General features: G+C 72.9%; 10 protein-coding genes. 6 read left to right on the top strand and 4 right to left on the bottom strand.

The annotated features are described in order from the left end of the window. Window positions 1-387 precede the first annotated feature (387 nt). Together AR3_RS02440 and AR3_RS02435 are read left to right on the top strand one after the other, a co-directional pair. A complete protein-coding gene (locus AR3_RS02440; protein ID WP_067907596.1) occupies window positions 388-1,971 on the top strand; it encodes a succinic semialdehyde dehydrogenase in 1,584 nt (527 codons plus the stop codon). A gap of 8 nt (window positions 1,972-1,979) precedes the next feature. After that, the gene (locus AR3_RS02435) at window positions 1,980-3,746 is read left to right on the top strand and encodes a GMC family oxidoreductase N-terminal domain-containing protein (protein ID WP_067907593.1); all 1,767 of its coding nucleotides are present in this window, start codon (window positions 1,980-1,982) and stop codon (window positions 3,744-3,746) included. Window positions 3,747-3,865: 119 nt separating this feature from the next. Here AR3_RS02435 and AR3_RS02430 read toward each other — a convergent pair whose 3' ends face one another. Further along, window positions 3,866-4,780, bottom strand: coding sequence for a zinc metalloprotease (locus AR3_RS02430; RefSeq protein ID WP_067907590.1), 915 nt, complete (start codon window positions 4,778-4,780; stop codon window positions 3,866-3,868). A 234-nt stretch (window positions 4,781-5,014) separates the two neighbouring features. Between AR3_RS02430 and guaA the strand changes: the two genes are divergently transcribed. Beyond that, window positions 5,015-6,586, top strand: coding sequence for a glutamine-hydrolyzing GMP synthase (gene guaA / locus AR3_RS02425; RefSeq protein WP_106258863.1), 1,572 nt, complete (start codon window positions 5,015-5,017; stop codon window positions 6,584-6,586). Between the two features lie 99 nt (window positions 6,587-6,685). Here guaA and AR3_RS02420 read toward each other — a convergent pair whose 3' ends face one another. Next, window positions 6,686-7,234, bottom strand: coding sequence for an anthrone oxygenase family protein (locus AR3_RS02420; protein ID WP_217998421.1), 549 nt, complete (start codon window positions 7,232-7,234; stop codon window positions 6,686-6,688). 162 nt (window positions 7,235-7,396) lie between these two features. Between AR3_RS02420 and AR3_RS02415 the strand changes: the two genes are divergently transcribed. Then, a complete protein-coding gene (locus tag AR3_RS02415) occupies window positions 7,397-8,317 on the top strand; it encodes a LysR family transcriptional regulator (RefSeq protein ID WP_083950857.1) in 921 nt (306 codons plus the stop codon). A gap of 126 nt (window positions 8,318-8,443) precedes the next feature. Here the strand turns inward: AR3_RS02415 and AR3_RS02410 are convergent, their stop codons facing one another. Both AR3_RS02410 and AR3_RS02405 read right to left on the bottom strand, forming a co-directional pair. Then, window positions 8,444-8,986 carry an alkylhydroperoxidase, AhpD family gene (locus tag AR3_RS02410; RefSeq protein ID WP_067907582.1) on the bottom strand — a complete coding sequence of 181 codons (543 nt, stop codon included), beginning with the start codon at window positions 8,984-8,986 and terminating at the stop codon, window positions 8,444-8,446. A gap of 108 nt (window positions 8,987-9,094) precedes the next feature. Then, a complete protein-coding gene (locus AR3_RS02405; RefSeq protein ID WP_067907580.1) occupies window positions 9,095-9,649 on the bottom strand; it encodes a peroxiredoxin in 555 nt (184 codons plus the stop codon). Between the two features lie 505 nt (window positions 9,650-10,154). Between AR3_RS02405 and AR3_RS02400 the strand changes: the two genes are divergently transcribed. After that, entirely contained in the window at window positions 10,155-11,186 is a 1,032-nt protein-coding gene (locus tag AR3_RS02400; protein WP_083950856.1) for a hydrogen peroxide-inducible genes activator, read from the top strand. Between the two features lie 234 nt (window positions 11,187-11,420). Beyond that, complete coding sequence (locus AR3_RS02395; RefSeq protein WP_227023215.1) at window positions 11,421-14,909, top strand: bifunctional glycosyltransferase/CDP-glycerol:glycerophosphate glycerophosphotransferase; 3,489 nt, start codon at window positions 11,421-11,423, stop codon at window positions 14,907-14,909. Window positions 14,910-14,938 lie beyond the last annotated feature (29 nt).

Raw genomic sequence — 14,938 nt, 5'->3', positions numbered from 1 at the left:
CCGTTCGGGACGCGCCGCCCGGGCCGCCGGAGCCGGCGCCGCCCCGGCGCGGCGCGTCGCCGCCGTCCTCGCCGAAACCGCCGAAGGCAGTGTCGATCATGTGGTCCCCTCCGTCGCGGCATGCCCGCGCGGGGTGCCCGGCGCGCGGCAGCCAGTGCCGTGACGCGGACGAGGGCGATGCCTGGTCACTCCTTCCCGATCACGGGGATACACCGGGACGTCATGGTCGTTCCCGGGATTGCCCAATGTGGCCGGAGCGCCGCGGTCCGTCGCGCACCGGCGGCGGCGCGTCCGCTGAGGTCGCCGGGGGTGCGGCGGAACTGGCCGCCATCGGCCCCTTACTGACGGGTAGTCAAATATGGCCGGGGGGTCATACGCTGCTGTGCCATGGCATCACGGACCGTCTCCGCCGACGGCGCGGCGGAGCACACCCTCGCCCCCACCCTGATCGAGCGGTTGACGTCCCGGATCGCCGCCGCGGACGACGCTCCCACGACCACCGTGCCCACGCCCTTCACCGGTGCGCCGCTGGCCGACGTCCCGCTGTCCCGCCCCGACGACGTGCGCGCCGCCTACGAGCGGGCGCGCCGGGCGCAGCGCGCCTGGGCCCGCCTGCCGGTCGCCGAGCGGGTCAAGCCGTTCCTGCGCCTGCCCGACGCCCTGATGAAGCGGCGCGACGAGATCCTCGACATCATCCAGCTGGAGACCGGCAAGGCCCGGCGGCACGCGCTGGAGGAGTTCCTCGACGTGGCGATGTGCGCGCTGTACTATGCGCGCCGCGCGCCCCGGCTGCTGCGGCCCCGGCGCCGGACGGGCATGCTGCCCGGCCTGACCCGCGTCCAGGAACTGCGCCACCCCAAGGGCGTCGTCGCGCTGATCTCGCCGTGGAACTACCCGTTCGCGCTCGGCGCCGGGGACATCGCGCCCGCGCTGATGGCGGGCAACGCCGTGATCCACAAGCCGGACACCCAGACCTGCCTGTCCAGCCTGTGGATCCAGGACCTGCTGGTCTCCCTCGGCCTGCCGCGCGACCTGTGGCAGATCGTCGTCGGCGACCCCGCCGAGATCGGCGACCCGCTGCTCGACGGCGCCGATTACGTCTCCTTCACCGGCTCCACCCGCGGCGGCAGGGCCGTCGCCGAGCGGCTCGCGCCCCGGCTGGTCGGCTACTCCCTGGAGCTGGGCGGCAAGAACCCCATGATCGTGCTGGACGACGCCGACGTGGAGCGCACCGCCCGCGGCGCCGTCCGGGCCTGCTTCACCAACGCCGGCCAGCTGTGCATCTCCATCGAGCGCATGTACGTCCACCAGGCGGTCTACGACCGGTTCGTGCCGCGGTTCGTCGAGCTGGTCGCGGGCATGCGGCTCGGCGCGGACCTGGACTTCACCGCCGACATGGGGTCGCTGACCTTCCCCCGCCAGCTGGACGCGGTGACCCGGCACGTCGAGCAGGCCGTCGCCAAGGGCGCCACCGTGCTGACCGGCGGCCGCCCGCGGCCCGACCTCGGCCCCCTGTTCTACGAGCCGACCGTCCTCACCGACGTCACCTCCGACATGGACGTGTGCGCGGAGGAGACCTTCGGGCCCGTCGTGGCGATCTACAAGGTCGCCGACGAGGACGAGGCGGTGGTCCGCGCCAACGACACCGCCTACGGGCTGAACGCCTCGGTGTGGACGCGCGACGTGGCGCGGGGCCGCCGCGTGGCCGCGCGGATCGAGGCCGGCACGGTCAACGTCAACGACGGCTACGCCGCCGCGTACGCCTCGCACGACGCGCCCATGGGCGGGTTCAAGCAGTCCGGCCTGGGACGCCGCCACGGCGCCGAGGGCCTGCTGCGGTTCACCGAGGCGCAGACGATCGCCAGCCAGCACCTCATGGACCTCGAACCGCCGGGCGGCCTCGGCTACGAGCGCTTCGCGGACCTGCTGTCGTCCGGCGTCACGCTCATGAAGCGGCTGCGGATCAGGTAGGAGGGGCGATGGCGGACAGCGCGCGCGACTACGACGTCCTGATCATCGGTTCGGGCTTCGGCGGCAGCGTGGCGGCGCTGCGGCTCACCGAGAAGGGCTACCGGGTCGGCGTGATCGAGGCGGGCCGCCGCTTCGACACCGGCGCGGACGGCCCGTCCACCGCGGACCGCCACCCCGGTCTGCCCAAGACCAACTGGCGGATCTCGCGGTACCTGTGGGCGCCGGCCCTCGGCCTGACCGGCATCCAGCGCATCCACCTGATCCGCGGGGCCAAGGGCAGCCGCGTCATGGTGCTGGCCGGGGCGGGCGTCGGCGGCGGCTCCCTCAACTACGCCAACACCCTGTACGTGCCGCCCGCGCCCTTCTTCCAGGACCGCCAGTGGGCGCACATCACCGACTGGCAGGACGAGCTCGCCCCCTACTACGACCAGGCCAAGCGGATGCTGGGCGTCGTCCAGAACCCCACCGTCACCGCCGCCGACGAGGTGATCCGGAAGGTGGCCGAGCGGATGGGCCGGGGGGACACCTTCGTGCGCACGCCCGTGGGCGTGCACTTCGGCGACGGGCCCGGCGTGGAGAGCGACGACCCGTACTTCGGCGGCGTCGGCCCGCGCCGCCGCGGCTGCACCGAATGCGGCGAGTGCATGGTCGGCTGCCGCCACGGCGCCAAGAACATGCTCACCGAGAACTACCTGTATCTGGCCGAACGCGCCGGGGCCCGGATCATGCCGCTGAGCCGCGCCACCCGGGTCGCGCCGCTGGCGGACGGCGGCTACGAGGTGGAGATCGTCCGCACCGGCTCGTTCCGCCGCAACCGCAAGGTCCTCACCGCCGACCACGTGGTGTTCGCGGCCGGGACGTACGGCACCCAGAAGCTCCTGCACAGGATGAAGGCCACCGGCGTGCTGCCGCGCCTGTCCGACCGGCTCGGCGCGCTCACCCGCACCAACTCCGAGGCGATCCTCGGCGCCGGACGCCGCAACGGCCGCCCCGGCCCCGACTTCTCCCAAGGGGTGGCGATCACCTCGTCGTTCCACCCGGCGCCCGACACCCACATCGAGCCCGTCCGCTACGGCAAGGGCTCCAACCTGCTGGCGCTGCTGCAGACGCTGCTGGTGGACGGCGACCGCCCCGGCGAACGGCACCGGCCCCGCTGGGCCAAGTTCCTGCGCGAGGTGGTCCGCCGCAGCCCCCGGGACCTGGTGCAGCTCTTCGACGTCCGGCACTGGTCGGAGCGCACGGTCATCGCGCTGGTCATGCAGAACCGCGACAACTCCATCACCCTCGCGCCCAAGAAGGGCCTGTTCGGCTGGGGCGTGCGGGCCCGGCGCGGCCACGGCGAGCCCAACCCCACCTGGATCCCCGTCGGGCACGAGGCCACCCGGATGATCGCCGAGGAGATCGGCGGGCTGCCCGGCGGCGCGTGGGGCGACCTGTTCGACATCCCCCTGACCGCGCACTTCATCGGCGGGTGCGTGATCGGCGACTCGCCCGACACCGGGGTCATCGACCCCTACCACCGCGTGTACGGGCACCCGGGCCTGCACGTGGTGGACGGCTCCGCCGTGTCCGCGAACCTGGGCGTCAACCCGTCCCTGACCATCACCGCCCAGGCGGAGCGCGCCATGGCGTTCTGGCCGAACAAGGGCGAGGACGACCCGCGCCCCGCCCTCGGCAGCGCCTACAAGCGCATCACCCCGGTCGCGCCCAAGAATCCGGTCGTCCCCGCGTCCGCGCCGGCCGCCCTGCGCCTGCCGATCGTCGACATCACGTGACGACATCACGTGACGACATCACGTGAGACCGCAGGGCGCCCGTCGGACGGCGGGCGCCCTGTGCTCTTACACCCGGTCCGCCGTGCTCCTGCCGCGGACCGGGCCGATGATCTCGGTCGTCAGGCGCGGTAGGCGGCCCAGACCTGGCGGATGCGCGTGCCCTGGCCCCAGGTGAATTCCCGCATGCAGGTGTCGGAGGAGTAGTCCATGAAGTTGTGGACGGGGTCGGGGCCGTCGCCGGGGCAGGTGTCCCGGCCGGTCGGGCAGCCGTAGGCGGCCTCGCGTTCGGGCGGGGTGTCGGCGACCCGGTCGCCCTCGCCCTCGCACCCGTTCTGGAAGGTGTGGTAGAGGCCGAGCCAGTGGCCGGTCTCGTGGACGGCGCTGAACCCCCGGTCGAACTCCGGGATCGAGCCGCCCGGCATGCTCTCGTGGTGGATGACGACGCCGTCGCGGATCGGCTCGGACCGGTACCGCCACGGGAAGGTCGACCAGCCGAGCAGGTCCGGGCCGGTGTCGGCGCTGTAGAGGTTCAAGGTGCCCGCGCCGCCGCGGCGCAGCTGGTCCTTGAACGTCATCTCGTACCGGTCGGGATGGGAGTACCAGGCGGGGTTGTCGGTGCGGGTGACCTGCACGAGCCGGAACCGCACGCCGGTGTCGGCGCCGCCGTACCCGCCCCCGTACGCGGCGTTCATCGCCGCGATCTGCCGCCGGATCCGCTCGGTCGGCACGTCGCCGCGCTCCCCGTCGTGCAGGACGTGGAAGTAGACGGGGACGTCGACGCGTGCGGGCAGGCTCCGGCGGTCGCCGTCGGGGGAGCGGTCCAGACGGGCGAGCCGGTCGGCGAGGTCGCGCTCCGCCGCGCGCACTTCGGCGGGCGTCAACTCGTTGGGCTCGCGCACGCCGGGGGAGCCGGGGCGGACGCGCGCCGCGGACGCCCCGCAGTCGGGCGCGCGGGACGAGGCGGGGGCGAGGGGAGCGGAGGGCACGGACGGCACGAACGCGGCGACCAGGGCGACGGCGGCGAGCAGCTTCACGTCATTCCTCACGAATCGGGCACGAAGAGAAGTCGGGTCGTCACATACAGGTATCAGGATTCGGGGTCGCCGCGGGCGCGGCCGGGAGAATCGGACGCCGACCGCTATCGGCCGGTCGCGGTGCGTCGGCGCCGGGGAGACAGGGGCCCGCATTGGCGCAGGCAGTCGGCCTCTAAACTGAAAGGGCCCGCCCTCCGGGGAGCCCCGCCCACCTCATTGCGAAAGGCGTCGTCGGTGGCCCTAGACCAGTCCTTTGACACCGTTCTCGTCGTCGACTTCGGCGCGCAGTACGCCCAGCTCATCGCGCGGCGGGTGCGGGAGTGCCACGTGTTCAGCGAGATCGTCCCGTCGACCATGCCGGCGGCGGAGATGCGCGCCCGCAACCCCAAGGCGATCATCCTGTCGGGCGGGCCGGCGTCGGTGTACGAGGCGGGCGCCCCGGTCGCGCCCGAGGGCCTGTTCGACCTCGGCGTGCCGACCCTGGGCATCTGCTACGGCCACCAGGTCATGGCGCAGGCGCTCGGCGGCACCGTGGAGAACTCCGACATCGCCGAGTACGGCGGCGCCACGGTGGTCGTCGAGCACCCCGGCACGCTGTTCGAGGGGCTGCCCCACGAGCAGGCGGTGTGGATGTCGCACCGCGACTACGTCAGCCGCGCCCCCGACGGCTTCACCGTCACCGCCCGGACCGACGTCACGCCGGTGGCGGCCATGGAGGACCGCGAACGCGGCTTCTACGGGGTGCAGTTCCACCCCGAGGTGCTGCACACCGAGCACGGCATGGAGGTGCTGCGGCGGTTCCTGTACGAGGCGGCGGGCTGCCGTCCCAACTGGACGATGGCCAACATCGCCGACGAGGCCGTCGAGCAGATCCGCGCGCAGATCGGCTCCGGGCGCGCGCTGTGCGGCCTGTCCGGCGGCGTGGACTCGGCGGTGGCCGCGGCCCTCGTCCAGCGCGCCATCGGCGACCGCCTCACCTGCGTGTTCGTCGACCACGGCCTGCTGCGCAAGGGCGAGGCCGAGCAGGTCGAAAAGGACTTCGTCGCCGCCACGGGCGTGAACCTGCACGTGGTGGACGCCCAGGAGCGGTTCCTGGCCGCGCTGGACGGGGTGGTCGACCCCGAGCAGAAGCGCAAGATCATCGGCCGCGAGTTCATCCGGGTGTTCGAGGAGGCCGCCCGGGAGATCGTCACCGGGAAGCCGGGCGAGGAGCCGGTGCGGTTCCTCGTGCAGGGCACGCTCTACCCGGACGTGGTGGAGTCGGGCGGCGGCACCGGAGCGGCCAACATCAAGTCGCACCACAACGTCGGCGGCCTGCCGGAGGACCTGGAGTTCACCCTCGTCGAGCCGCTGCGCACGCTGTTCAAGGACGAGGTGCGCGCGCTGGGCGAGCAGCTCGACCTGCCCGCCGAGATCGTCTGGCGGCACCCGTTCCCCGGCCCCGGCCTGGCCATCCGCGTGATCGGCGCGGTCACCCGGGAGCGCCTGGACATCCTGCGCGAGGCCGACGCGATCGCCCGGGAGGAGCTGACCAAGGCCGGGCTCGACCGCGACATCTGGCAGTTCCCGGTGGTGCTGCTCGCCGACGTCCGCTCGGTGGGCGTGCAGGGCGACGGCCGCACCTACGGCCACCCGGTGGTGCTGCGCCCGGTGACCAGCGAGGACGCCATGACCGCCGACTGGGCCCGGCTGCCGTACGACGTCCTGCAGAAGATCTCCACGCGGATCACCAACGAGGTCCGCGAGATCAACCGCGTGACGCTCGACATCACCAGCAAGCCGCCCGGCACCATCGAGTGGGAGTGACCTCCCGTCGACGCGCGAAGGCCCGGGTGCTCTCGTCGCCCGGGCCTTCACACGTCCTAAAGGCGCACGTCCTCAAGGCGCACGTCCCGGAGGCGGGCGTCACTTCCGGTGGCCGTAAAGGAGGGCCGCGGTGACCAGGAGCCCGAACGCCGCCGTGGAGGCGAGGGTGCGGACGAGGTTCCACGCCGCCCACCGGGCCTCGTCGAAGGCGCGGCGGACCTCGGCGAGGTCGCCGATGCGGTCCGGGTCCCCGGCGGCCTTGATGCCGTCGTTGAGCGGGACGTTCACGGCGAGGGTGATGACCACGACCGCGAGGTAGAGCGCGAGCGCGGCGACGAGCCAGGGCAGGGCCGCGCGGGAGCCCGCGCCGAGGTGGAGGGCGACGCTCGCGGCGATGAGGACCAGGGCGCCGAAGAAGAGCGTCAGGAACAGCGGGTTGACGATCGCCCGGTCGATCGACTGGAAGGCGCCGACGAACGTCCGGTCGTCCGTGCGGCGCAGCCCCGGCATGACCGCGTTGGCGTAGACGAAGAGCACGCCCGTGACGATGCCGGTGCTCATGGCCGCGGCCACGAGCACGGCGTCGGCCAGCGGCGAGGAGCCGGCGGCCGTCGGGGCGAGGGCGTCATACGACGGATGTGCCGTCATGGCTTTATTCCTCGGGAGCGCAGTTCCTCAGGGGCGCGGTTCTTCGGGGGCGCGGGGGACGACGAGCGGACGTCTCCATGGTCGAGGGGCGAAGGATCGGCGGCAATGCCCGGATCCGCAACGATCGTTAACCTGAAGGTTCACGATGTGCGGGGAGGACCGGTGGAGCAGCGCGACATCGAGATCTTCCTGACCCTCGCGGAGGAGCTGCACTTCGGCCGCGCCGCCGCCCGCCTCAACGTGTCCACGGCGCGGGTCAGCCAGACGATCAGAAGGCTCGAGCGCCGGATCGGGACGCGGCTGTTCGACCGGACGAGCCGCCGCGTCGTGCTCACGCCCGTGGGGGCGCGCCTGGAGCAGGATCTGCGTCCCGCCTACGAGCAGATCCGGCGAGCCGTCGAACGCGCGATCGCGGCGGGACGCGGGATGGAGGGGGTGCTGCGGGTCGGCTTCGTCGGCACCGCGGTCGGCGGGTTCCTGCACCGGGTGGCGGCGGACTTCCGCCGCGAGCACCCCGCCTGCCGGGTCGAGATCCACGAGGCCCGCTACAGCGATTTCCTCGATCTGCTGCGGTCCGGCGAGCGCGACATGATGCTCGTCCCGGTGCCGGTCAGGGAGCCGGACATGGTGTGCGGCCCGGTGCTGTTCGCGGAGCCGTCCGTGCTGGCGGTCCCGGCCGGGCATCCCTTCGCCCGGCGCGCCTCGGTGACGCTGGAGGACTTCGCACGCGACAAGGTGCTGCGTCCCGCCGGTCTGCCCGGCTACATGGACGAGAGCCTGGTGCCGGCCCGGACCCCCGCCGGCAGGCCCATCGAGCGCGGACCGACGTTCGCGACCGTCCAGGAGATGCTGGCGCTCATCGGTGCCGGCCAGGGCGTGTTCCCGGTGCCCGCCCATGCGGGCACCTACGACGTCCGCCCCGACATCGCCTACGTGCCGATCGTGGACGGGCTGCCGCGCGAACGGAGGCTGGTCTGGCGGGCCGCGGCCGAGAACAACCGGGTCCGCGCCTTCGACGAGGCCGCCCGCGCGTTCGTCGCCGCCCATCCCGATCCGCTGCTCGGGGCCCGTCCGCCTCGGTGACGACGGCGCGGCGCCCGCTGTCGTCCCCGGCCGAAGGCTGCGGGCGAGGCCCGGGGGCCGGATACGGCGAAGGCCCGGGCGGGTGACCCGGGCCTCGCTCGCCGAGTTCAGTGCGGCGCCGCCGTGTCAGACGGCGGCGGGGGCCAGGGCCTCCTCGGCGTCCAGCGTCGCGGCCGTGGCGTTGACGACGGCGGCGATGCGCAGCGCCTCCTGGATCAGCTCGCGGGACAGGCCGCTCTCGCGCAGCACTTTCTCGTGCGACTCCAGGCAGCGGCCGCAGCCGTTGATCGCCGACACGGCCAGGCACCACAGCTCGAAGTCGGTCTTGTCGACGCCGGGCCGGCCGATGATCGTCATCCGCAGCTTGGCGGGCAGGGTGGCGTACGCCTCGTCGCCGATCAGGTGGGTGGCGCGGTAGTACACGTTGTTCATGGCCATGATCGAGGCGGCCCCCTTGGCCGCCTCGAACGCCTCGGCCGACAGGTTGTCGGCCGCCTCCTCGGCCACCTCGGCGATGACCCGCCGGCTGCGGGTGGCCAGGGCGCAGGCCAGGACGGTGCCCCACAGCTGCTGCTCGGTCAGCTGGGAGGTGGACGTCACCGAACCCAGGTTCAGCTTGATGTCCTTGGCGTAGCCCGGAAGGGCGTTCTTCAGCGCGTCGATGCTCACGAACGTGCCTTTCGATCAAGCGGACGGCCGGGGCGCGGTGCCGCGTCCCGGCCGCCGAGAGCGTCGTTCACGCGGGGGACGGCGGCCCCCCGAGCGAGAGCGGGAGGCTCAGGCGCCCGCCATCAGCTTCTTGGGGTCGAGGGTCGCCTCGCCCTTGTTCCAGTTGCAGGGGCACAGCTCGTCGGACTGCAGGGCGTCGAGGACCCGCAGGACCTCCTTGACGTTGCGGCCGACCGAGCCCGCGGTGACCATCGCGAACTGGATCTCGTTGTTGGGGTCGACGATGAAGGTGGCGCGCTGCGCCACGCCCTCGTCGGTGAGGATGCCGAGCGCCGAGCACAGCTCCCGCTTGACGTCCGACAGCATCGGGAAGGGCAGCTCGCGCAGGTCCGGGTGGTCCTTGCGCCAGGCGTAGTGGACGTACTCGTTGTCCACCGAGGCGCCGAGGACCTGGGCGTCCCGGTCGGCGAACTCGCCGTTCAGGCGGCCGAATTCGGCGATCTCGGTGGGACAGATGAAGGTGAAGTCCTTCGGCCAGAAGAACACCACGCGCCACTTGCCCTCGTAGGTCTTGTGGTTGATGGTCTCGAAGGCGTTGTCAGGGTCCAGCGAGACGCAGGCGGTCAGCTCGTATTCCGGGAACTGGTCACCGACGGTAAGCACGCATGCTCCTTTGCTTGCGACTTCACAACGCCCCGTGCGACCACGGGACGGGTTTCCGGGGAGCGCCGCCGAGGCTCGTGTTCCACTCGGGGGCGCGTGTCACTTAGCGTGCCGCACGCACCCGGCCGAAGAGAAATCAGCAGTTCATAGCGCACTGATAGGAAGAGACTATCAATTGACGGAAGCCCTGATAGGAGATGCTTTCGGAGGGGCGGGGCGGACGCCGCCGCGACGGCGGGATGACCGATATCACACCCGGAACGCGCCGCGTCACCACCGAAGCTTCGCGCGAAGTTTAGTGGAAACCTGCCTGAAACAATGCGCGTGTCCCGACACTCAGCGTGAAGTCGAACAATGAACGCATTCGCGGGTCGGCGCGGCGCGCTGGATCGTCGTTTTCGGGCTGCGCCGTGCCGGTTCCCACCGGGGGGGATGTGAGAGAGGTCACGCAGGGTGACGGGTAAGCTCGTAGCGTCCCTGACCGGCGGACCGACGGGAGACCACCATCAGCAGGCCGACGATCGCCCAGCTCAGGGCGTTCCTCGCGCTCGCCGAGCACCTGCATTTCCGGGACGCGGCGGCGGCTCTGCGGATGAGCCAGCCCGCGCTGTCCGGGGCCGTGGCGGCGCTGGAGGACACGCTCCGCACACGGCTGGTGGAACGTACCACCCGCCGGGTGCTGCTGACCCCCGCGGGCGAGCGGGTGGCGCGGCGGGCCGAGCTGGTGCTGGCCGAACTGGACCGGCTCGTCGAAGAGGTGCAGGCGGTCCGGGGGCCGCTGGTCGGGCCGCTGCGGGTCGGCGTGATCCCCACCGTGGCGCCCTACCTGCTGCCGGTGATGCTGCCCCGGCTGGCCGAGGAGTACCCCGAGCTGGAGCTGTCGGTCCACGAGGAGCAGACCGACCACATCGTCGGCGAGCTGGTGGCCGGACGGCTGGACGTGGTGCTGCTCGCCCTGCCCGCGCCCGTCCCGGGCCTGGTCGAGCTGCCGCTCTACGACGAGGACTTCGTGCTGGTCGCCCCGGCCTGCCGGAGGCTGCCCGGCGACGCCCCGCTGCAGCTCAAGGCGCTGCGGGACCTCGACGTGATCCTGCTCAACGAGGGGCACTGCCTGCGGGACCAGGCGCTCGACGTGTGCCGCGAGGTCGGCGCGCGGGCCGCCGCCGCGACGTACGCGACCAGCCTGGCCACGCTGGTGCAGCTGGTATCGGGCGGGCTGGGCGTCACCCTCGTCCCGGAGACCGCGCTGCCGGTGGAGACGCGCCGCGCGCCCGGCCTGACCCTGCACCGGTTCGCCGACCCCGCCCCGTACCGGCGCATCGGCCTGGCCTTCCGCGCCACGTCCCCGCGCGGGGAGGAGTTCGAGGCGCTCGCCCGCAGCGTGCGCGCCGCCGTCGCCGACGCGGGCACCAGGGTCCGCGTCCACCCGGACGGCCCGCCCGCGCGCGCGACCGGGCAGGACGCGACGGGCCGGAGCGCGGCGGAACGCCGCGAAACGGGGCGGCACGACACGACGCCGGCGCGCGCCGCGAGCTGACGTCCCCGCCCGGCGCGCCCGCCGCTCCTCGTGGGACGGCCAGGCCGAGGTCAAGTCTGCGTCAGACGACGGTCCAGGTATCGCGAAAGACGCCGGGTCGGCTGGGACCCGCGTTCATGCTTGGTCGCGTGGCGACGTGCGCGCCCTCGGCTCATGCCGCGGGGGCCGGCCCGGTCGCCGTCCGACATTCCCCGACACGCCCGGCCCTTCGCCGTACAGCACGGGAGAGCGCAATTGGCTCCGACGATCAGTCTCGTGGTGCCCGCCTACGACGTCGCGCCCTACCTGGACGCCTGCCTGCGGTCGCTGGCCGCGCAGACGCATCGGGACCTGGAGGTCGTCGTCGTCGACGACGGCTCCGCCGACGACAGCGGGCGCATCGCCGCCAAGTTCGCCGCCGACGATCCCCGGTTCCGCGTGATCACGCGGGAGCACCAGGGGCTGGGCGCGGCCCGCAACGCGGGGCTCGCCGAGACGTCGGGCGAGTTCCTGGCGTTCGTCGACGGCGACGACATGCTCCCCCCGTACGCCCTGGAGTACCTGCTGGCGAGCCTGCAGGAGACCGGCGCGGACTTCGCGACCGGCAACGTGCACCGCTTCGACGCCGACGGCGCCCGCCAGGCGCCGACGCTGCGCCGCACGTTCCGCGACACCGTCCGGCGCACGCACGTCACCCGGCACGAGGACCTGCTGGTCGACCGGATGGTCACCAACAAGCTGTGGCGCCGCTCGTTCTGGGACGCCCAAGGGCTGGAATTCCCCCGCGGCGCGCTCCACGACGACAGCCTGATCGCGATCACCGCGCACCACCTGGCCGACGCCGTGGACGTGCTGGAGGCCCCCGTCTACCTGTGGCGCGTCCATCCCGGGGAGGACCGCTCCCTCACCCGCAACGGCCCCGAGGGCAGCGTCCTGGAGCACCGCGTGCAGGCGGTGCGGGCGGTCGGCCGGTTCCTGCTCGACCGCGGCATGCCGGAACAGAAGCGCCTCTGGGACCGCGTCGTCCTCTCCGACGACCTGCGGCTCTTCCTGCAGGCGCTGGACGAGGGCGACGACGCCTACCGGCAGCGGTTCCTCGACCTGGCCGGGGCCTACCTGCGCGACTGCGACCCGGACATCGTCGGCGGCCTGCGCGCGATCGAGCGGCTCAAGTGGCACCTGGTGGAGCGGCGCATGCTGCCCGAGCTGCTGGAGGTGCTCACCTTCGAAAAGAGCCGGGAGATGGCGGACGCGGGCGTGGTGCGGCGCGGCGTCCGCTTCTACGGCGACTACCCGTTCCTCAACGACCCGCGCGTCGGCGTGCCGGACCACGTCTACCGGCTCGACGAGGAGCTGCAGGTGCGTCAGAAGGTCGACGCGGTCGGCTGGAACGGGGACCGGCTCGTCGTCGAAGGACGCGCCAAGCTGCGGTACCTGCCGCCCCGCAAGCGCTGGCAGCAGCAGCTGCTGGCCTGGCTGGTGTCGGAGGAGACCGGGCAGCGCCTGCCGCTGCGGCTCACCACCGTCGACCGGGCCGGCGACGACGACGGGGCCGACTGGAGCGGCTACCGCATCGTCATCGACCCGGCCAAGCTGCTGGGCAAGGGCTCGTCCTGGCACGTCGAGCTGTGGATCCACAACCGCGGCATCTTCCGGCGGGAGGAGCTGAGCAGGCCGTCGGCGGCCGCCCGGCGGCTGGAGGCGCGCCGCGTCGGCGAGGTATGGGTGCGGCCCGAGTGGGCCAAGGGCGGCCGGTTCGTCCTGCGCACCGGCGACGACGCCGTGATCGTGACGGACATGCGGCCGGCGGACGGCGCCCTCGAGCTGACCTGCGAGGCGCCCACGGGCCTGCTGTGGGGCAGCCACCTGCTCGCCACCCGCTGGCCGGGCTGCGCGCCGCGCCGCTACCCCCTCACCCGCCACCCGGACGGGACGGGCTTCACCGCGCGCATGCCGATGCGCGACTTCGAGGCACCCGTGCCGTCCCCCGGGTTCCCGGCCGGCAGCCCGGAGGCCGCGGCGTTCGGCGACACCACGCAGTGGGCCGTCGAGCTGGTCGGCTCGGACGGCACCCGCACCCCGCTGATCCTGCCGGAGGTGTCGCGGCTGCTGCGGCACGAGGCGGGCGGCGACCGGGAGGTCGCCGCCGTCCGGACCAAGAGCGGCCACCTGGAGATCCACGAACGGGCCGTCCGGCCGGTGCTGGACGTGCTGGAGTGGGAGCCGGACGGGCCGCTGCGCATCGCCGGCGAGCTGCCCTCCCGCGCCGAACTGCCCGCCGGCCTGGTGCTGCGCGCCGGGGGCCGCGTCGAAGAGCGCGTGTTCCCGCTGACGCGCGACGACGGCCGCTTCGAGGCCGAGCTGGACCCGTGGCGCGTGCGGTCCCTGGCCGGGACGCTGCCGCTGCCCAAGGGCCGGTACCAGATGTACCTGCGGCTCACCCGCGACGGCGGCACGCGCGACGCGCCGATCCAGGTCGGCAACGCGCTGCGGACGATGTTCCCGCTGACGCGGACCCGCGACGGCCGCACCCTGCACATGGACGTCACCAAGGAGCTGACGCCGCTGCTGCGCGTCAACGGCGACCTGACCCCCGAGGAGCGCAGCCGCAAGGGGCAGCGCCTGCTCACCGAACGCGTCTACCCCGAGCTGTGCGAGCAGCCGCTGCGGCCGCAGGTCTTCTTCGAGAGCTACTACGGCCGCCAGTACTCCGACAGCCCCCGGGCGATCCTGGAGGAGCTGCGGCGCCGCGACGCCGGGCTGGAGTTCGTGTGGAGCGTCCGGGACGGGCAGGTGGAGCTGCCGGAGGGCATCACGCCGGTGCGGCGGGGCGGCCGCGAATACGTCGAGGCCCTGGCGTGCTCGAAATACGTCGTCGTCAACAGCCACCTGCCGTGGTGGTTCCGCCGCCGTCCGGGCCAGACGGTGCTGCAGACCTGGCACGGCGCCACGCTCAAGCGCATCGGGTTCGACATCGAGCGGGTGCGGTTCGCCACGCGCGACTACCACGAGCGGCTGGCCCTGGAGGTCGAGCAGTGGGACTACCTCGTCTCGCCGAGCCCGTGGTGCACGCCGATCATGCGGCGGGCGTTCCGGTTCGAGGGCGAGGTGCTGGAGACCGGCTACCCGCGCAACGACCTGTTCTTCGCCGAGGACCGCGACGAGATCGCCCGTGCCGTCCGGCAGCGGATCGGCGTGCCCGAGGGCCGCAAGGTCATCCTGTACGCGCCGACGTGGCGCGACGACAAGTTCTACACCCGCGGCCGCTACCGCCTCGACCTCAAGCTCGACCTGCGCCGCATGCAGGCCGAACTGGGCGAGGACCACGTCGTGCTGGTCCGCCGCCATCCCCACATCGTCGACCGGGTGCCGGAGGTCGGCCGCGACTTCGTCTTCGACGTGTCGGTCTACCCGCAGATGCAGGAGCTCCTGCTGATCACCGACGTGCTCGTCACCGACTACTCGTCGGTCATGTTCGACTTCGCCATCACGCGGCGGCCCATGCTGTTCTTCACCTACGACCTGGAGAGCTACCGGGACGAGCTGCGCGGCTTCTACTTCGACTTCGAGTCCGACGCGCCCGGCCCGCTGCTGCGCACCGGCGACGAGGTGATCGCGGCGCTGCGGGACATCGACCGCGTCGTCGAGGAGCACGCCGACGCCTACCGGGCGTTCACCGACCGGCACTGCGCCCTCGACGACGGCGGGGCCACCGCCCGCGTCGTGGACCGCGTGTTCGGCTGAGCCGCGCGGGCCGGGCCCGGCGGGCGCGT

Origin of the sequence: Actinomadura rubrobrunea NBRC 15275 (assembly GCF_001552235.1) — a bacterium.
Classification (GTDB): domain Bacteria; phylum Actinomycetota; class Actinomycetes; order Streptosporangiales; family Streptosporangiaceae; genus Spirillospora; species Spirillospora viridilutea.
This window is presented reverse-complemented; position numbering and strand designations above follow the sequence as displayed.